At 57.8% G+C, this 18,649-nt stretch carries 21 protein-coding genes; 13 read left to right on the forward strand and 8 right to left on the reverse strand.

Features of this window, described 5'->3' with window-relative positions:
* Positions 1 to 44: 44 nt before the first annotated feature.
* The 3 genes from AACY11_RS19605 to AACY11_RS19615 form a co-directional block, all read right to left on the reverse strand.
* On the reverse strand, positions 45 to 338 hold the full coding sequence (locus AACY11_RS19605) for a co-chaperone GroES (RefSeq protein WP_007916610.1): 294 nt from the start codon (positions 336 to 338) through the stop codon (positions 45 to 47).
* Positions 339 to 597: 259 nt separating this feature from the next.
* Positions 598 to 1,074: an FxsA family protein gene (locus AACY11_RS19610; protein WP_339433482.1), complete on the reverse strand. Its 477-nt coding sequence runs from the start codon at positions 1,072 to 1,074 to the stop codon at positions 598 to 600.
* Positions 1,075 to 1,139: 65 nt separating this feature from the next.
* Positions 1,140 to 1,871: a HugZ family pyridoxamine 5'-phosphate oxidase gene (locus tag AACY11_RS19615; RefSeq protein WP_339495557.1), complete on the reverse strand. Its 732-nt coding sequence runs from the start codon at positions 1,869 to 1,871 to the stop codon at positions 1,140 to 1,142.
* Between the two features lie 162 nt (positions 1,872 to 2,033).
* Between AACY11_RS19615 and AACY11_RS19620 the strand changes: the two genes are divergently transcribed.
* On the forward strand, positions 2,034 to 2,792 hold the full coding sequence (locus AACY11_RS19620; RefSeq protein WP_339433484.1) for an SDR family oxidoreductase: 759 nt from the start codon (positions 2,034 to 2,036) through the stop codon (positions 2,790 to 2,792).
* A gap of 65 nt (positions 2,793 to 2,857) precedes the next feature.
* Here AACY11_RS19620 and apbC read toward each other — a convergent pair whose 3' ends face one another.
* The gene (gene apbC, locus AACY11_RS19625) at positions 2,858 to 3,952 is read right to left on the reverse strand and encodes an iron-sulfur cluster carrier protein ApbC (protein ID WP_339433485.1); all 1,095 of its coding nucleotides are present in this window, start codon (positions 3,950 to 3,952) and stop codon (positions 2,858 to 2,860) included.
* A gap of 155 nt (positions 3,953 to 4,107) precedes the next feature.
* Here apbC and metG point away from each other — a divergent pair, with 155 nt between their 5' ends.
* The 8 genes from metG (at position 4,108) to AACY11_RS19665 (ending at position 11,124) form a co-directional block, all read left to right on the forward strand.
* A complete protein-coding gene (gene metG / locus AACY11_RS19630; protein WP_339495558.1) occupies positions 4,108 to 6,159 on the forward strand; it encodes a methionine--tRNA ligase in 2,052 nt (683 codons plus the stop codon).
* A 131-nt stretch (positions 6,160 to 6,290) separates the two neighbouring features.
* The gene (locus AACY11_RS19635; protein ID WP_339433487.1) at positions 6,291 to 6,860 is read left to right on the forward strand and encodes an electron transport complex protein RnfA; all 570 of its coding nucleotides are present in this window, start codon (positions 6,291 to 6,293) and stop codon (positions 6,858 to 6,860) included.
* On the forward strand, positions 6,857 to 8,065 hold the full coding sequence (rsxB, locus tag AACY11_RS19640) for an electron transport complex subunit RsxB (RefSeq protein WP_339466346.1): 1,209 nt from the start codon (positions 6,857 to 6,859) through the stop codon (positions 8,063 to 8,065). The genes AACY11_RS19635 and rsxB overlap by 4 nt, the downstream gene beginning before the upstream one ends.
* Entirely contained in the window at positions 8,052 to 9,035 is a 984-nt protein-coding gene (locus AACY11_RS19645) for an RnfABCDGE type electron transport complex subunit D (protein ID WP_339495559.1), read from the forward strand. The genes rsxB and AACY11_RS19645 overlap by 14 nt, the downstream gene beginning before the upstream one ends.
* On the forward strand, positions 9,032 to 9,637 hold the full coding sequence (locus AACY11_RS19650; RefSeq protein ID WP_339495560.1) for an RnfABCDGE type electron transport complex subunit G: 606 nt from the start codon (positions 9,032 to 9,034) through the stop codon (positions 9,635 to 9,637). Before AACY11_RS19645 ends, AACY11_RS19650 begins: the two co-directional genes overlap by 4 nt.
* The gene (locus AACY11_RS19655; RefSeq protein WP_339495561.1) at positions 9,634 to 10,203 is read left to right on the forward strand and encodes an Rnf-Nqr domain containing protein; all 570 of its coding nucleotides are present in this window, start codon (positions 9,634 to 9,636) and stop codon (positions 10,201 to 10,203) included. Before AACY11_RS19650 ends, AACY11_RS19655 begins: the two co-directional genes overlap by 4 nt.
* Entirely contained in the window at positions 10,200 to 10,838 is a 639-nt protein-coding gene (gene nth, locus AACY11_RS19660) for an endonuclease III (RefSeq protein WP_339433492.1), read from the forward strand. The genes AACY11_RS19655 and nth overlap by 4 nt, the downstream gene beginning before the upstream one ends.
* Before the next feature lie 106 nt (positions 10,839 to 10,944).
* A complete protein-coding gene (locus AACY11_RS19665) occupies positions 10,945 to 11,124 on the forward strand; it encodes a PA3496 family putative envelope integrity protein (RefSeq protein ID WP_339433493.1) in 180 nt (59 codons plus the stop codon).
* Positions 11,125 to 11,214: 90 nt separating this feature from the next.
* Here the strand turns inward: AACY11_RS19665 and AACY11_RS19670 are convergent, their stop codons facing one another.
* Positions 11,215 to 11,841: a response regulator transcription factor gene (locus tag AACY11_RS19670; RefSeq protein WP_042560733.1), complete on the reverse strand. Its 627-nt coding sequence runs from the start codon at positions 11,839 to 11,841 to the stop codon at positions 11,215 to 11,217.
* 516 nt (positions 11,842 to 12,357) lie between these two features.
* On the opposite strand from AACY11_RS19670, the gene AACY11_RS19675 reads away from it, so the two are divergent.
* A complete protein-coding gene (locus AACY11_RS19675) occupies positions 12,358 to 13,071 on the forward strand; it encodes a hypothetical protein (protein ID WP_339433494.1) in 714 nt (237 codons plus the stop codon).
* A 133-nt stretch (positions 13,072 to 13,204) separates the two neighbouring features.
* On the opposite strand, the gene AACY11_RS19680 is transcribed toward AACY11_RS19675, so the two are convergent.
* Both AACY11_RS19680 and AACY11_RS19685 read right to left on the reverse strand, forming a co-directional pair.
* A complete protein-coding gene (locus AACY11_RS19680; protein WP_186622245.1) occupies positions 13,205 to 14,422 on the reverse strand; it encodes an argininosuccinate synthase in 1,218 nt (405 codons plus the stop codon).
* A 129-nt stretch (positions 14,423 to 14,551) separates the two neighbouring features.
* A complete protein-coding gene (locus AACY11_RS19685; protein ID WP_339433495.1) occupies positions 14,552 to 15,460 on the reverse strand; it encodes a flagellar protein MotY in 909 nt (302 codons plus the stop codon).
* Positions 15,461 to 15,619: 159 nt separating this feature from the next.
* Here AACY11_RS19685 and pyrC point away from each other — a divergent pair, with 159 nt between their 5' ends.
* Together pyrC and rnt are read left to right on the forward strand one after the other, a co-directional pair.
* Entirely contained in the window at positions 15,620 to 16,666 is a 1,047-nt protein-coding gene (gene pyrC / locus AACY11_RS19690; RefSeq protein ID WP_221732093.1) for a dihydroorotase, read from the forward strand.
* Positions 16,663 to 17,340 (forward strand): ribonuclease T, encoded by a 678-nt coding sequence (gene rnt / locus AACY11_RS19695; RefSeq protein WP_095190452.1) that lies wholly within the window; start codon positions 16,663 to 16,665, stop codon positions 17,338 to 17,340. The genes pyrC and rnt overlap by 4 nt, the downstream gene beginning before the upstream one ends.
* Positions 17,341 to 17,414: 74 nt before the next feature.
* On the opposite strand, the gene AACY11_RS19700 is transcribed toward rnt, so the two are convergent.
* On the reverse strand, positions 17,415 to 18,017 hold the full coding sequence (locus AACY11_RS19700) for a peroxiredoxin (RefSeq protein ID WP_003227723.1): 603 nt from the start codon (positions 18,015 to 18,017) through the stop codon (positions 17,415 to 17,417).
* A 314-nt stretch (positions 18,018 to 18,331) separates the two neighbouring features.
* Here AACY11_RS19700 and AACY11_RS19705 point away from each other — a divergent pair, with 314 nt between their 5' ends.
* Positions 18,332 to 18,550, forward strand: coding sequence for a bacterioferritin-associated ferredoxin (locus AACY11_RS19705; protein WP_003227725.1), 219 nt, complete (start codon positions 18,332 to 18,334; stop codon positions 18,548 to 18,550).
* Positions 18,551 to 18,649 lie beyond the last annotated feature (99 nt).

The raw sequence follows: 18,649 nt of genomic DNA on the forward strand, positions 1-18,649 counted from the left end.
TATTCCTTAAATACTTTGTAGTAGCGGGAAAATGAACGGAGGTATCAGCCTTCGATAACAGCGAGGATTTCGTTCTCGCTCATTACCAGCAGGTCTTCGCCGTCGACTTTCACAGTGTTGCTGCCGGAGTAAGGACCGAACACAACCTTGTCGCCTTCCTTCACGGAAAGTGCGCGCACTTCGCCGTTTTCCAGAGCTTTGCCCGGGCCTACAGCGAGAATCACACCGTGGTTGGCTTTTTCAGCAGCCGAACCTGGCAGGACGATACCGCCAGCGGTTTTCTTTTCTTCTTCGCTGCGACGGATAACGACGCGGTCATGCAGAGGACGAAGCTTCATTGTCGATCTCTCCTAATTGTGGTTTTCATCGGCCGGTGTAGTCCCGGCGGGTTTAACAAATCCGGCCTGCGCCGGTTGCGGTTCGTCGAGCGAGCCGCGCAAGTCTGTCCGACTCAAATATCGGAAACCTTTCGGTGACCGATACATAAGGGCGCACAAGCTTATTACAAGGGCGCCGCTAAAAAATTTTACTGATGTTCTTTACAAAAGCAGCCCATTAACGAGCACGGCACCCGAAGGTGCCGTGTCGATGCAAGCGCTACTTGGAGTCGCGATGTTCGAACTCACCTTCGATCACATCGCCCTCGCGGCCCACAGGCTGTCGCGGTGCAGGACCGCCACGAGGTTGCAGGTCATCGGCGAACGCACGCTGGCGCATGGCTTGTTCTTCAGCACGCTGGCGCATCTTGTTGGCCAGCAGGCGACGAGTGAACGGCAACAGCATCACCAGACCGACCACGTCGCTGATGAAACCCGGCAGGATCAGCAGGCCGCCGGCCAGGGCCAGCATCAAGCCTTCAAGCATGGTTTGCGCAGGCAGTTCGCCGCGGTTCAGGCTTTCACGGGCACGCAGCGCCGTTGCCAGACCGGCGACGCGCAGCACGAACACGCCGAACATCGAGCCGAGAATGATCAGCAGCAGGGCCGGGAAAAACCCGATGGTGCCTGCCACTTTGACGAATACGAATAGCTCCAGCACCGGAAACAGCAGAAAGAGCAACAAAAAAGGGCGCATCAAAAATTCCTCAACGCAAGAAATGCCTTGCAGTAAGCCCTAGATGACGTCGCCCTTTCGTGAATTCAAGCATCGGCCACTGCATTTTTTGGCCACACCTGAGCGTGAGCCAGAGAAACCAAGGCTTCGCGCACTTGTATCGGCGTATGACATGGCGCTTGAAACGGCAGCCAGTAAAGGGCCTGACCGATCCGCAGATGCATGCCTTCAGTGTCGATCCCGGCCAATTGCGCCGGCACACTTTTCGGCAGACCACAGAGGTCGACATAGTGCGCAATGGCTTTGGCATGATCGCTGTTCATGTGCTCGACCATGCTGATTTCAGCCTTGCCGGCGAACGGGTTGGCCAAGGTCAGTTGGTCAATCCAGTGAATCGCGCCAAAACCGCCGATGTAACGATGGCGCACCGGTTTGAGCACCCAGAAATCGAAATCGTGAGCCTTGTGGTAGTTCTGCGAATCGGGGAAGTAGCGGTAGTAGCGCTCGGCGGCCGCTTCAATGGCCACAGCGTCTTCGAGTTTTTGCGCTTCGCCCACATAGGTCAGGCGACCAACGGCCTGCACATCATCGGCCTCACGCTCGCCCACCAGCATCGAGCATTTAGGGTCTTTTTGCAGGTTGTGGGTGTGCTGGGCGATGCGGCTGATCAGGATCAGCGGCCGGCCCTGCTCATCAAGGCAATAAGGCACCACGGAGCCAAAGGGAAAGCCGGGCATCGATTTGGAGTGGGTCGACAGCACTCCCCGGTATTCCTTGAGAAGCAATTCTCGGGCATTCTTGGCCACTTCAACGCTCAATTTATGACTCCTTAAAAAGAATCCGTCGAAAAAACGGACAGATGACCGGGATAAGTCCCGCTCACTCTCGGGGCAATTCTCATGTGCAGCCAGGCCAGGTCGGGCGCAGATCGAGAGGCTCTCTAAGGGAAAACCACTCTGACCTGCTATCGGGGCATGCGAATGCAACTCAACGACAAAGTAATCATTATCACGGGCGGTTGCCAGGGTTTGGGGCGTTCCATGGCCGAGTATTTCGCAGGCAAAGGCGCCAAGCTTGCCTTGGTCGATCTGAACCAGGAAAAACTCGACGACGCCGTCGCAGCTTGCAAAGCCAAGGGTGTCCAAGCGCGCAGCTATCTGTGCAACGTTGCCAATGAGGAACAGGTTGAGCACATGGTGGCCCAGGTGGCCGCCGATTTTGGTGCGATCCACGGCCTGATCAACAACGCTGGAATCCTGCGCGATGGCCTGCTGCTCAAGGTCAAGGACGGCGAAATGACCAAGATGAGCCTGGCCCAATGGCAGGCGGTGATCGACGTCAACCTGACCGGCGTGTTCCTGTGCACCCGTGAAGTGGCGGCGAAAATGGTCGAGCTGAAAAACAGCGGCGCGATCATCAACATTTCGTCGATCTCGCGGGCGGGTAACGTTGGCCAGACCAACTATTCTGCCGCCAAGGCCGGCGTTGTCGCGGCGACCGTGACCTGGGCCAAAGAACTGGCGCGTTACGGCATTCGCGTGGCGGGCATTGCGCCGGGCTTCATCGAAACCGAGATGACCCTGGGCATGAAGCCCGAAGCGCTGGAGAAGATGACGTCAGGGATTGCGCTCAAACGCATGGGAAAACCAGAAGAAATCGCCCATTCGGCGGCATACATCTTCGAAAACGACTACTACACCGGCCGGATTCTGGAGATGGATGGCGGCTTGCGTATCTAACCCCGACACAAGACCAGTGTGGGAGCGGGCTTGCTCGCTCCCACAGTTGATTGTGTTTCAGGCCATCAATCGTCGCTGATGGTGATGTTCGGCATTGCCGGCGTTACCGCTTCCTGCAAGACAATCCGCGCGCCGACGTGGCGGGCCAGTTCCTGATAGACCATGGCAATCTGGCTGTCCGGCTCGGCAATCACTGTCGGCTTGCCGCCATCGGCCTGCTCGCGGATCAGCATCGACAACGGCAGCGAAGCCAATAGCTCGACGCCGTATTGAGTCGCCAGCTTCTCACCACCGCCCTCACCGAACAGATGCTCGGCATGGCCGCAGTTCGAGCAGATGTGCACGGCCATGTTTTCCACCACGCCCAGCACCGGAATGTTGACCTTGCGGAACATTTCCACGCCTTTGCGCGCGTCGAGCAATGCCAGATCCTGTGGCGTGGTGACAATCACCGCACCGGCCACCGGGACTTTCTGCGCCAGGGTCAACTGAATGTCGCCGGTGCCTGGCGGCATGTCGATCACCAGATAATCCAGATCGCCCCACGCCGTTTGCGTGACCAGTTGCAGCAGCGCGCCGGAAACCATCGGCCCGCGCCAGACCATCGGCGTGTTGTCGTCAGTCAGGAACGCCATCGACATGACTTCCACACCGTGAGCCTTGAGCGGCACGAACCACTTCTGATCCTTGACCTCTGGGCGGGTGCGCTCCGGGATGCCGAACATGATGCCTTGGCTGGGGCCATAGATGTCGGCGTCGAGAATCCCGACCTTGGCGCCTTCACGGGCCAGCGCCAGCGCGAGGTTGGCCGCGGTGGTCGACTTGCCCACGCCGCCCTTGCCCGACGCCACGGCGACCACGTTCTTGACGTTGGCCAGGCCCGGAATCTGTGCCTGGGCCTTGTGCGCGGCGATCACGCTGTTGACCTCGACCCTGGCGATGACCACACCGTCGATATTTTCGATGGCCAGTTGCAGCAATTGTGCCCAGCCACTCTTGAACAGACCGGCGGCATAGCCGATTTCCAACTGAACATTGACGCGATCACCGATGATTTCGATGTTCTTCACGCAACCGGCGCTGACCGGGTCCTGGTTCAGGTAAGGGTCGGTGTATTGGCTGAGGACGGCTTCCACCGCTGCGCGAGTGACGGCGCTCATGGGCAACTCCGATAACAAGACTGGGAAAAGATGGCGGGTATCCTACCCCTTCTGCCCTCCTGACGGCATGCCCTGCAACTATTTGCAGGGGTGAAATATCTTTCCCGGCGCTTTATAGTGGCCGACCTCCGTTTCATCAAGTAGCGAAGCCCCACATGTCCGAGCCACGCAAGATCCTCGTCACCAGCGCCCTGCCCTACGCCAATGGTTCGATCCACCTTGGCCACATGCTGGAATATATCCAGACCGATATGTGGGTGCGCTTCCAGAAGCATCGCGGCAACCAGTGCATCTATGTCTGCGCCGACGACGCCCACGGTTCGGCGATCATGCTGCGCGCAGAAAAGGAAGGCATCACTCCGGAACAACTGATCGCCAACGTGCAGGCTGAACACAGCGCCGACTTTGCCGAGTTCCTGGTCGATTTCGACAACTTCCACTCCACTCACGCCGAAGAAAACCGTGAGCTGTCGAGCCAGATCTATATCAAGCTGCGTGACGCCGGGCACATTGCCCAACGCTCGATCACCCAGTACTTCGACCCGGAAAAGAAAATGTTCCTGGCCGACCGTTTCATCAAGGGCACCTGCCCGAAATGCGGCACCGAAGACCAGTACGGCGACAACTGCGAAAAATGCGGCGCGACCTACGCCCCGACCGATCTGAAGGATCCGAAGTCGGCCATCTCCGGCGCCACCCCGGTACTCAAGGATTCCCAGCACTTCTTCTTCAAGCTGCCGGACTTCCAGGAAATGCTGCAGGCCTGGACCCGCAGCGGCACCCTGCAAGACGCGGTCGCCAACAAGATTGCCGAGTGGCTGGACGCTGGCCTGCAGCAGTGGGACATCTCCCGCGATGCGCCTTACTTCGGTTTCGAGATCCCGGGCGAGCCGGGCAAGTATTTCTACGTGTGGCTGGATGCGCCAATCGGCTACATGGCCAGCTTCAAGAACCTTTGCGAGCGCACGCCTGCGCTTGATTTCGACGCGTTCTGGGGCAAGGATTCGACCGCCGAGCTGTACCATTTCATCGGCAAGGACATCGTCAACTTCCACGCGCTGTTCTGGCCAGCGATGCTCGAAGGTGCCGGTTTGCGTAAACCGACCGGGATCAACGTCCACGGCTACCTGACCGTCAACGGCCAGAAGATGTCCAAGTCCCGTGGCACCTTCATCAAGGCGCGTACTTATCTGGATCACCTGTCGCCGGAATACCTGCGCTATTACTACGCGGCCAAGCTGGGCCGTGGCGTCGATGACCTCGACCTGAACCTCGAAGACTTCGTGCAGAAGGTCAACTCCGACCTGGTCGGCAAAGTGGTCAACATCGCCAGCCGTTGCGCCGGTTTTATCCACAAGGGCAACGCCGGCCTGCTGGTCGACAACAATGCCGCGCCAGAGCTGACCGAAGCGTTCCTGGCCGCTGCGCCAAGCATTGCCGACGCCTATGAAGCCCGCGACTTCGCCCGCGCCATGCGTGAAACCATGGCCCTGGCCGACCGCGCCAACGCCTGGATCGCCGACAAGGCGCCGTGGTCGTTGAACAAGCAGGAAGGCAAACAGGATGAAGTGCAGGCGATCTGCGCCACCGGCATCAACCTGTTCCGCCAACTGGTGATCTTCCTCAAACCAGTACTGCCGCTGCTGGCCGCCGATGCCGAGGCGTTCCTCAACGTCGCCCCGCTGACCTGGAACGACCACACCACCCTGCTGGCCAACCATCAGCTCAATGAATTCAAACCGTTGATGACCCGCATCGACCCGGTAAAAGTACAAGCCATGAGCGATGCCTCGAAAGAAGACCTGACCGCCAGCCAGACCGACACCGGTGCAACCGCCCCGGCCGGCAACGGCGAACTGGCCAAGGATCCGCTGTCGCCGGAAATCGACTTCGACACCTTTGCCGCCGTCGACCTGCGGGTGGCGCTGATCGTCAAGGCTGAGCACGTGGAAGGTGCAGACAAACTGCTGCGCCTGACCCTCGACATCGGTGATGAGCAACGCAACGTGTTCTCCGGGATCAAGAGCGCCTACCCGGATCCGTCCCAGCTCGACGGTCGCCTGACCATGATGATCGCCAACCTCAAGCCACGGAAAATGAAGTTCGGCATCTCCGAAGGCATGGTGATGGCCGCCGGCCCTGGCGGTGAAGAAATCTACCTGCTGAGCCCGGACAGCGGCGCCAAGCCGGGTCAGCGCATCAAGTAAGACGGTGCGGTAAATTGATCCCACAGGCGTGCCCCGCATGCCTGTGGGATTTTTCATATCTGGCCCACCCATCGTGGCTGCCGGATAATGCCTAACCTTATGAGACATCCGCCCGTTTTGCTGGCAGAACCATGACCGAACTCCTGCTTACGCTTATCAGTGCTGCGTTGCTCAACAACTTCGTGTTGCACTGGCCGCTGGGCGTCGATCCGCTGTTGGCGGGCAGTCGACGTCAGGTGCATGCGTTGGGACTGGCGACCCTGTGCTTGATGCTGATCGTCGGCGTGGCGGGGTACGTCATCTGGCACTGGCTGCTGGTACCACTGCAACTTGAAGCCCTGCGCTTGTTCGTGTTTCTGCCGTTGAGCGTGTTGCTGATCGCACCGCTGCTGAAATGGCTGGCGTGCGGGCTGCCCGACTGGCCATTCGACGGTTTATGGCCGCTCTTGCTGGGCAATGCCGGCGTACTTGGACTGGCGCTGATCAATGCGCAGAATGATCAGGGGCTGTTGCATGCCGCCGCGCTGAGCCTCGGCGCTGGGCTGGGTTTCTGGCTGGTATTGAGCCTGTTCAGCGATTTGCGTGAGCGCACCGCTGGCAACGATATTCCCCTGCCCTTTCGCGGCTTGCCGATCGACCTGATCAGCGCCGGACTGATGGCAGTGATTTTTCTCGGATTCAGTGGACTGATCAAAACATGAGTCTGATTCAACGCATCGATGCCCTGCTGCCGCAGACCCAATGTGGCAAATGTGGCCACCCCGGATGCAAGCCCTACGCAGAAGGCATCGCCAATGGCGAACCGATCAACAAGTGCCCGCCGGGGGGGGACGAAACCATCGCGGCGCTGGCCGGGTTATTGAAAATACCGGTGCTGGAACTGGACATCAGTCGAGGTTCGGCGCCGCCACAAGTGGCCTACATTCGTGAAGCCGAATGCATCGGCTGTACCAAGTGCATTCAAGCCTGTCCGATCGACGCCATCGTCGGAGCAGCGAAACTGATGCATACGGTCTTGATCGACGAGTGCACCGGTTGCGACCTGTGTGTGGCGCCGTGCCCGGTAGATTGCATTGAGATGCATCCGCTGCCGCCGACTACGTTGCCAGTGGTGGGAGGTCTGGCATTCAGTCTCGAGGAACAGCGCGAGCGCGCGGCCAAACGCGATCACGCGCGCCAGCGTTTCGAGCGACGCAATGCCCGCCTCGAACGCGAAGAACAGCACAAACAGGCCGAGCGTGAAGCGCGCGCCAAACGTTCAGCGCAGCCCCAAGTCTCCACGCTCGACCCGGTGCAGGCTGCGCTGGAACGTGTGCGGGCACAGAAAATGGCCACCACCGATGCCGCATTGAAGAAAGCCAAGATCGATGTCGCGATGAGTCGCGCGCAATTGCACAAGTCGCTGAAAGCCTTCGGTCATCCGCCGACGTTCGAGCAACAGGCGCAACTGATCGTGTTGCAGCAACAATTCGAAGCGGCCGAACAGGCGCTGGCATCACTCGAAAACAGCACTCCAACCGCCCCGCCAGCGCCTGCCCCGGCAAAAGACGCTGACCTTAAACGAGCGAAAATCCAGCTGGCCATGCGCCGCGCCGAACTGAAAAAAGCACAAACTGCGGAAGCTTCAACGGAGCAAATCGCGACGCTGGAACAGGCGCTGCGTGACGCCGAGCAAGCCCTGCATGCCGCTGAAGCCTCCAGTGATCAGCCAGCTCCTGACCTTGTGCGCGTGGAAAAACGCCCGATCGACAGCCAGCTTCGGCAGTTGAAAACCGCATTGGCCTACGCTCGCGCCGACCTCAATAAACTGGAACGCCACGCCGACACCCCAACCGAAACACTCGACAAGGCCCGCGCTCGCCTGCAAGACGCCGAGCGCCAGGTGCAAGACCATGTCGCCCCTTGAGATGCCGGACGATCGCCTGCAACAGGCGATGAAACAGGTGCTGCTCGCGACGCTGCCTGGGTTGCTGGCGTTGTTCTGGTTCTACGGTTGGGGCGTGCTGATCAATCTGATCCTGGCGATAACCACTGCATTGGTCGTCGAAGCGGCGGCCACCCGCTTACGTCATCGCCCCATTCAGTCAACCCTTATCGATGGCAGCGCGGTGGTCAGCGCGACACTGCTAGCGGCCGCCCTGCCCCCTTACTGCCCGTGGTGGCTGACGGTCACGGCGATTGCTTCTGGCCTGCTGCTCGGCAAGCACTTGTACGGTGGCGTCGGAAAAAACCCGTTCAATCCGGCGATGCTCGGATTTGTCTTGGCCATCGTTTTGTTCCCACAGCCAATGACTCATTGGCCGGCCCACGGCATGGACCTGATCGCAGCCTTACAACAGGTGTTCAATCCAGGACAGCCGCCGGATGCATGGGCTCAGGCCACGGCACTGGACAGCTTGCGCATCAACAAAAACCTGACCATCGATGAACTGTTCGCCACCAATCCGGCGTTCGGTGGTGTCGGCGGGCGTGGTGTGGAATGGGTCAACCTGGCGTTTCTCGCCGGCGGACTGTTCCTGCTGCAACGCCGAGTGATTGGTTGGCAGGCGCCGCTCGGCATGCTCGCCAGCCTGTTTGCCGTCAGCCTGTTGTGCTGGAACGGCTCGGGCTCGAACTCCCACGGATCGCCGTTGTTTCATCTGCTGAGCGGCGCGACCATGCTCGGTGCGTTTTTCATCATTACCGAGCCGGTGTCCGGGGCTAAAAACCTGTTCGCCCGCCTGCTGTTTGGCGTCGGCGTCGGGCTGCTGACTTATCTGATTCGCACATGGGGCGGTTATCCCGACGGTGTGGCGTTTGCCGTATTGCTGATGAATCTGTGCGTACCGGCACTGGAACGCTTTGCTGCCGCCCGCCAGACACAGGTGAGTCCATGAACCGCACGACCAGCCTCATCACGCTGTTTTTGTTGGCCTTCCTCGGTATCGGTGCGACGTATCTCGTGCAGCGTAGCAATGCGCCGCAGATCGCCGCCGAACAACGCCTGATCGATAACCGCAAATTACTGGATGTGATCCCGGCCGAGTCTTACGACAATCAACCGCTGGACCAACCTCTGGCCTTGACCGACATTGCCTTAAGCCACAGCACGCTGGCGGGCGGCTATCGGGCGACCAAAGGCGGGCAACCGGTTGCGGTGCTGCTGCGTAGCCTGACCGAGGGATATGCCGGTGTCATCGAACTGCTGATCGCCATTGATGCCGACGGAAAATTGCTCGGTGTGAAAACCCTGAAGCAAACCGAAACCCCGGCGCTGGGAGGGGTTATTGGTGACTGGCCAAATGCCTGGCTGCAAGCGTTCACCGGCCAATCGAGCCATGAGCCGACGAACGCAGGCTGGGCGTTGAAAAGCGATCAGGGACAATTTGATCAGATGGCCGGGGCGACCATCACCTCCCGTGCAGCGATCAACGCGATCCATGATGCGTTGCGCTACTTCGATGAGCATAGGCCGGCGTTGCTGGGGAGTGGATCATGAAGCTGTCGAACACGCTGATGCTGGTGCTGCTGCTTGGCGCCACGCAAACGCTGGCCGCCGCGCTGGGCACGCTACTGATGTTTGTCACTGTCGTGGGGATTTATGGTGTGTGCATGCCGCTGATGCGCTCGCGACTGACCGGGGCAAGTGCGTTGCTGGCCAGTTTGCTGCTCGCCGCTTCGCTGACCAGTTGCGCCGATATTCTTGCGCAGCGCTGGTTGCTGCCATGGCATCAGGCGTTCGGTTTCTATACGGGCCTGATCGCCTTGCAGTGCGTGGTGCTGGAGCACAATGGCTTCTTCCAGCAACCGCCGGCCAAGCGCTTCAAGCTAGCGGGCCTGTTTGGCGGGCTCATGCTGGCGCTCGCCGCACTGCGTGAACTCATCGGTCACGGCAGTCTCGGTCGCGGGCTATCCGAACACTGGCAAGGTCTTGTTTTGCTCAGCGATGGCCTGCATCTGCCAACCACGGTTCCCGGCGCCTTCATCGTGCTGGGGCTACTGCTCGCGGTCCGTCAGGCGTGGACTCGCTCGAACTCTATATCCAAGGAATCGCATCGCCCATGAACGCCGCAAAACGTCATGAGATTTTTCGCAGACTGCATGAAGACAATCCCGAGCCGAAGACTGAACTAGCCTACTCCTCGCCCTTCGAACTGCTGATTGCCGTAATTCTCTCGGCGCAGTCCACCGACGTTGGCGTCAACAAGGCCACGGCAAAACTGTTCCCGGTGGCCAATACGCCAGCAGCGATCCATGCCTTGGGCGTCGAAGGATTGTCTGAATACATCAAGACGATCGGCCTCTACAACAGCAAGGCGAAAAACGTCATCGAAACCTGCCGTCTGCTGGTCGAACGCCACGACAGTGAAGTACCGCAGACGCGCGAAGCGCTGGAAGCCTTGCCCGGCGTTGGCCGCAAGACCGCCAACGTCGTACTCAATACCGCGTTTCGCCAGTTGACCATGGCGGTCGACACGCACATTTTCCGCGTCAGCAATCGCACAGGCATTGCACCGGGCAAGAATGTCGTCGAGGTTGAAAAGAAGCTGATGAAATTTGTGCCAAAGGAATTCCTGCTCGACTCCCACCATTGGCTGATTCTTCTTGGCCGCTATGTGTGTCTGGCGCGCAAGCCACGCTGTGGTAGCTGTCGGATCGAGGACTTGTGCGAGTACAAAGCCAAAACATCGGACGATTGAGCGGCTATTAGCTTTGTTTATTGGTCGATTGAAAAAATCTTTTTTACCCGTCGCTGCATTACCGATATAAGGAGCGCCAAAGGCAGTCTTAGCCGGAGTTAACCTTATGAGTAGCGACAAAGAACAACTGGACATAGAAGATGACGTTGACACCGCAGACGCTGATGCAGAGGAACCGGTCGTGGAAGTCGCCAAAACCAATCTGAGCAAGCGCCGCACGATCGACAACCTGCTGGAGGAGCGCCGACTGCAAAAGCAATTGGCCGATTACGATTTTGATCTCTGATACTTGAAAGCCTCCCGAACCGGAGGCTTTTCACTTTCTATAACTAGCTGAATTCGATCGGCCCATGACCCCGTCAGCTTACTGAGGTATTCAGACAAGCCCATTGCGTTGCGCCAACTCGATCAGATCAACCAGCGAGCGCGCATTGAGTTTCAGCAGCAAGCGAGTCTTGTAGGTGCTCACTGTCTTGTTGCTCAAAAACATGCCATCGGCGATTTCCTTGTTGGTCTTGCCTCGCGCCAACTGTTGTAAAACCATCATTTCCCGCCCGGAAAGGCGATCTACCATGTCGGCTTCGCTGGCATTGCCCAGACTGGTACGTACTGTATGCAACGCCTGATTGGGAAAATAACTGTAGCCGGACAAAACGGCCTTGATCGCGCTGAGCAACTCGGTCAGATCCTGCTGTTTACATACATAACCCGCCGCCCCCGATTGCATGCAACGCATTGAAAAATGCCCGGGCGCCTGGGAAGTCAGCACCAGAACTTTTATGGGCATCGCGACCGAAGTCAGGCGCGCAATAACTTCCAGTCCATCAAGTTTCGGTATTCCAATATCCAGAATAACAATATCGGGCATTTGTTCACGAGCAAGTTGTAGTGCATCTACACCGTTGTCAGTTTCTGCAATGACTTCGTAGCCATGACGTTCCATCAGCATACGTACCGCAAGACGAATGACGGGGTGGTCATCCACGATCAGCACTTTATTCATGGGCAAGTCCAGTTTCGCTGTTCGAATTTTTAGAACACGCACAATAGCCCAGTCACTTGCCTGATGGCATGCCAGCGCTCTCACGCACTTGCATCGAGAGACATACCCTACGGGCATTAAGGATTAATCCTACAAAAATCCCACTCTTCTCTAAATATCCGACAAAGCACCTCGCTCACGCCCCTGAAACATTTCTGTTTTTTACCTGTAACAGCTTGCGACCGACTCCTGTGCAACGCGGTCTCACAGCCGGGCATCATGACATTCAAACTGCGGGACCTGTGTCGAATACCAGCGCCACAACACGAATTCACTCCCAATCAGAAATATCATTCAATGACGGCAATCTCCTACAACTTTAATATACAACCGACCGAATCATAAACACTTGAAACAAGATATTTATACTTAAGCAAACACTTTTGCTATAAATACAAACATCAACAGCACACTTAACCAATAAACAACAAAACACAGTCACCCACAACAAAACCACTCAAAAAAAAGAGCACTTAAATGTTAAAGATAAAAAACAAAATATCCAACCCGATGACGATTATCGCTATATTCGCCGCTATATCCGAGGCCTCCGCCGCCGTTTCTCTGCCGTTCCTTGATAGCGAAGATCGCGAAATCTACGTCTGGTTCCTGATAAGCTTTCCGTTCTACTTGTTATTTCTTTTCTTTATCACTTTAAACTTCAACTACCGCTCACTCTATTCACCCTCTGATTTCGGCAAGGACAAGAGCTTCTTAAAAGTCATCAACAATAATTGTCGCGATAACAAGCGAAACACATCACAGCAGGATCCAGCTCACGGGACTTTCGGAATATCAAGTTTCATCGTGCCCAGCGAACCCGGCGCAGCCCAAGGCAAGGAGTCGTGCAAAATCCACAATGCGCCCGACCCGCCACCAGACATCGGCTCAGCGCCGAACCTGACGGTTCAACACAATATTCACTTGCCTGTCTCCATCAGCCACCTGCACATCATCGATGCAAGGAATATTGATGCATCGAGAGAACTGAACACGATGCTGGAAAGGATCCGCCGTACCGACAAGAAAACTGCGCGGGCCATCGTATTTCTTTCCAATCATGTGTCGGATGTTTCCTTGACCAAGAGTGCGCTATCGCAGATCAGGCACGCGAAGAAAGGCTCGGGCACAACGCTTTGTATTGTTTACAACCTGTGCTCGCAAGCGGTAACGCTGCTGGGGCGGGTTTGACGGGTGAGGACTACCGCAGAAGCAGACAGACCAGGGACATTGCTCGATTAGCACCAAACAAAGAATTGATAAAAAAGGCGGCCTTGTCTCAAAGACAAGGCCGCCTTTTCATTGCGCATCAGTCTGAAGAATCTCAGAACAGTTTGCGGCCCTTGTTGGCAGCAATGCGCATGCGCAGCGCGTTGAGCTTGATGAAGCCCGCCGCATCGGCCTGATTGTAAGCGCCGCCATCTTCTTCGAACGTTGCGATGTTGGCGTCGAACAGCGAATCGTCGGACTTGCGGCCGGTCACGATCACGTTGCCCTTGTACAGCTTCAGGCGAACCACACCGTTCACGTTGACCTGGGAAGCGTCGATCATCTGTTGCAGCATCAGACGCTCAGGGCTCCACCAGTAGCCGGTGTAGATCAGGCTGGCGTATTTCGGCATCAGCTCGTCTTTGAGGTGAGCGACTTCGCGGTCCAGAGTGATCGACTCGATGGCGCGGTGAGCGCGCAGCATGATGGTGCCGCCCGGGGTTTCGTAGCAACCACGGGACTTCATGCCCACGTAACGGTTTTCGACGATGTCCAGACGGCCGATGCCGTGCTCGCCACCGATCTTGTTCAGTGTCGCCAGAACAGTGGCCGGGGTCATTTCGACGCCGTCCAGCGCAACGATGTCGCCGTTGCGGTAGGTCAGTTCCAGATACTGCGGGGTGTCAGGAGCGTTCTCCGGGGAGACGGTCCAACGCCACATGTCTTCTTCGTGCTCGGTCCAGGTATCTTCCAGCACGCCGCCTTCATAGGAGATGTGCAGCAGGTTGGCATCCATCGAGTACGGGGATTTTTTCTTGCCGTGGCGCTCGATCGGGATCGCGTGCTTCTCGGCGTAGTCCATCAGCTTCTCGCGGGACAGCAGATCCCACTCGCGCCACGGAGCAATCACTTTCACGCCTGGCTTGAGTGCGTAGGCACCCAGTTCGAAACGCACCTGGTCGTTGCCCTTGCCGGTCGCACCGTGAGAAATGGCGTCAGCGCCGGTTTCGTTGGCGATTTCGATCAAACGCTTGGCGATCAATGGACGTGCGATGGAAGTACCCAGCAGGTACTCGCCCTCGTAAACGGTGTTGGCGCGAAACATCGGGAACACGAAATCACGCACGAACTCTTCGCGCAGATCATCAATGTAGATTTCTTTGACGCCCATGGCCTGAGCCTTGGCGCGGGCCGGCTCGACCTCTTCGCCTTGACCGAGATCTGCGGTGAAGGTCACCACTTCACAGTTATAAGTATCCTGCAGCCACTTGAGGATCACCGAAGTGTCCAGGCCGCCGGAATACGCCAGAACGACCTTGTTTACGTCCGCCATGCCATCACTCCACGGGGTTCTACGGAAAGCCGAGGAGTCTACCGCTCCAACGCGATAATTTACAGAGGCGCGACAGCTTAAGACGACAAAGCGACAGAATCTGTCGAGAGCGCGACGATGACCGGCAGGTCAGGAAGTCGCCGCGGTATTGGCGGGAGTGCTGGCCTGAGGCGCTGGAGCCGTGGTCGGGGTCACGCGCGTCAAATGCACATTCACCCGGCGGTTCTTCGCCCGATTGGCCGCATTGGTGTTCGGCACCAATGGATAACGTTCACCGTGGAAACGCACAGTGATCTGCGATTCCTGAATGCCGTTGGCCTTGAAGAAGTCGACCACAGCCAATGCACGGCGGCGCGACAACTCGCGGTTGGTCAGGCGATTACCGCTGTTGTCGGAGTGGCCGTCAAGCTCGATGTGATTGACCGTCGGATCGGCCTTCATGTAGTCGAGCATGACCTGCAGTTTGGCCTTGGCGGCAGCATCAAGATCAATGCCCTCGCCAGGGAAGCCGACCTGCGACTGTTTGATCTGATCGAAATTCTGTGGCAGCAATTTCGCCACACAACTCTGGTATTCGTTGAACGCCTTGCTGAACTTGACCGGCAACAGGCGCACTTCCGAAACCCGGCCATCGCCCGAGGCACGGCGTACAACAGGGCTGCGCCCGTCCATCAGGCCGCTCATCAGTCCACCTGCCTGAGACTGCGAACTGCTGAACAGAATGTTGCCGCTGCCCAGCCTGACAGAGCCCAGATTGATGTCGCCGCGCCCCGGCTGCCATGGCGCGGCTGCCGCGAGCAACGTCGCCGAACCGCCGCCCAGCATGGCGTTATAGGCGTTCAAACGAAATATTGCCTGTTCACCGGCCCTGCGCACGAACTCTCCCGAACCGAAATCAGTGATCGGTTGCGTCAGACGGCATTCGAACTTATCGCCGGCGACCGTCCACTCAATGTTCTCCAGTCGAGTCTGGTAGGTCAGCGCCATCGCGGGAAGGCTGGCAAACACACTGAGCAAGGCTAAATAACGCTGGCGCACGGGAGGCTCCATTGGCTTCTGCAACAAAAAGACCGATACACACATGTTTACGGCATACCTATGGGATATCGGAAGGTTCCTGCAAAACTTGATAGCGAGTGCCTGCAAGAGTCTTTTCGGGTAGCATTCCCCTCAGTTTGACCCGCCTGGAATCCCCTCATGTCCGACCGCCTGACCCTGCTGCGTCCCGACGACTGGCACATTCATCTTCGCGATGGTGCTGTGTTGACCAATACCGTTGCCGATGTTGCGCGCACCTTCGGTCGCGCCATCATCATGCCCAACCTGGTACCTCCGGTGCGCAACGCCGCTGAAGCCGACGGCTATCGCCAGCGGATTCTCGCTGCTCGCCCGGCCGGCAGTGGTTTCGAGCCGTTGATGGTGCTGTACCTCACCGACCGCACCCAGCCCGAAGAAATTCGTGAGGCCAAGGCCAGCGGTTTCGTGCACGCCGCCAAACTGTACCCGGCCGGCGCGACCACCAACTCCGATTCCGGAGTGACCAGCATCGACAAGATCTTCCCGGCGCTGGAGGCCATGGCCGAAGTCGGCATGCCGCTGCTGATCCACGGTGAAGTCACGCGCGGCGATGTCGACGTGTTCGACCGCGAAAAGATTTTCATCGATGAGCACATGCGCCGTGTCGTCGAGCGTTTCCCGACGCTCAAAGTGGTGTTCGAACACATCACGACTGGCGATGCGGTGCAGTTCGTCAACGAGGCTTCGGCCAACGTTGGCGCGACCATCACGGCGCATCACCTGCTCTACAACCGCAACCACATGCTGGTTGGCGGGATTCGCCCGCACTTCTATTGCCTGCCGATCCTCAAGCGCAATACCCATCAGGAAGCCCTGCTCGACGCCGCCACCAGCGGCAGTGCGAAGTTCTTCCTCGGCACCGACTCGGCACCGCACGCCCAGCACGCCAAGGAAGCCGCCTGCGGCTGCGCCGGCTGCTACACCGCGTACGCCGCCATCGAGTTGTACGCTGAAGCCTTCGAACAGCGTAATGCGCTGGACAAGCTAGAAGCGTTCGCCAGCCTCAACGGGCCACGCTTCTACGGCCTGCCGGCCAATACCGACCGCATCACTTTGGTTCGCGAAGAATGGACCGCCCCGACCAGCCTGCCGTTTGGCGAGTTGACCGTTATCCCGCTGCGCGCCGGTGAAAAGCTGCGCTGGCGCCTGCTGGAGGAACACGCGTGAGTGAAGACCATTTCGACGACGAACTGGAAGGTCAAGGTGGCGGCGGCGGTTCCCGTCATCCAATGGCAGCGCGTTTTCGCGGTTACCTGCCGGTTGTCGTCGACGTAGAAACCGGTGGCTTCAACTCGGCCACCGATGCATTGCTGGAGATTGCCGCGACCACCATCGCCATGGATGAAAAGGGTTTCGTTTACCCGGATCACACCTACTTCTTCCGCGTTGAGCCTTTTGAAGGCGCCAACATCGAAGCGGCGGCACTGGAGTTCACCGGGATCAAGCTTGATCACCCGTTGCGCATGGCCGTCAGCGAAGAAACGGCGCTGACCGATATCTTCCGTGGCATCCGCAAGGCGTTGAAAGCCAACGGCTGCAAACGGGCGATTCTGGTCGGCCATAACAGCAGCTTCGACCTCGGCTTCCTCAATGCCGCTGTTGCGCGACTGGATATGAAGCGCAATCCGTTCCACCCATTCTCCAGCTTCGACACCGCCACGCTGGCCGGTCTGGCCTACGGTCAAACCGTACTGGCGAAAGCCTGTCAGGCAGCCGATATCGATTTCGACGGCCGTGAGGCGCACTCCGCGCGTTACGACACCGAGAAAACCGCTGAGCTGTTCTGCGGCATCGTCAATCGCTGGAAACAGATGGGCGGCTGGGAAGACTTCGACGACTGATGGTTTTCGAATAAATCCCGCGCATGAAAAAACCGGCTACGTGAGCCGGTTTTTTTGTACCTTGACGTTGCGCCTTACAGGGCAGCAGCGTTCTCGGTCAGGTAAGCCGCAACACCTTCTGGCGAAGCGTTCATGCCTTTGTCGCCTTTCTTCCAGTTGGCAGGGCAGACTTCGCCGTGCTCTTCGTGGAATTGCAGAGCGTCGACCAGACGGATCAGCTCTTCCATGTTACGGCCCAGCGGCAGGTCGTTGATGATCTGCGAGCGGACAACGCCTTTGTCGTCGATCAGGAAGGCACCACGGAACGCCACGCCGCCTTCGGATTCAACATCGTAAGCCTTGGCGATGTCGTGCTTCATGTCGGCAGCCATGGTGTATTTCACCTGGCCGATGCCGCCATTGTTGACCGGGGTGTTGCGCCAGGCGTTGTGGGTGAAGTGCGAGTCGATCGAAACCGCGATCACTTCAACGTTGCGTGCCTTGAAGTCGGCCATGCGGTTGTCCAGAGCGATCAGCTCGGACGGGCAGACGAAGGTGAAGTCCAGTGGGTAGAAGAACACCAGGCCGTATTTGCCTTTGATGGCCGAGGACAGGGTGAAGCTGTCAACGATCTCGCCATTGCCGAGTACGGCCGGTACGGTGAAGTCAGGGGCTTGTTTGCCTACGAGTACGCTCATTGATATCTCCTGGTGTAAAAACTTGAAGTTCAGGGTCCGGGCCAGCCTGCCACCCTCAGGCGACAGCCCTGTGACACGAACCCCCTTCGCAAGGGCCGACCATCATACACTGCGTTTTTGGCCTGTCCTTAAAGGTTTTTTGGGGCAGGCGAATAAGGACGCTGCATTTACAGGGCCAGGCAAATAGCCACTTGTCACCGTTCGTCAGTCACTGGCCATTCTGGCCAAAAGCTTTGCGAAAGCACTTTGACAATCATTCTCGTTAACATTAAGATCCATCGCAATTGAGTCACAACCAGCGACGGTTCTCACTTATGTATGTTTGTCTCTGCACTGGCGTCACCGACGGACAGATCCGCGAAGCGATCTATGAAGGTTGCTGCAGCTACAAAGAAGTTCGCCAGGCCACCGGCGTCGCCAGCCAATGTGGCAAATGTGCTTGCCTGGCCAAGGAAGTGGTTCGCGAAACCCTGACCAAGCTGCAAACCGCCCAGGCCGCGATCCCCTACCCGGTAGAATTTACTGCCGCGTAAATACCCTCATTTCAAAGAACCGGACTTGATGTCCGGTTTTTTTATGCCTGAAAATCAATTGGTTAGGCTCCAGACGCGGAACACAAACATTCTTATTCA

It is taken from the genome of Pseudomonas sp. RA_105y_Pfl2_P56 (assembly GCF_963970845.1).
GTDB lineage: Bacteria > Pseudomonadota > Gammaproteobacteria > Pseudomonadales > Pseudomonadaceae > Aquipseudomonas > Aquipseudomonas baetica_A.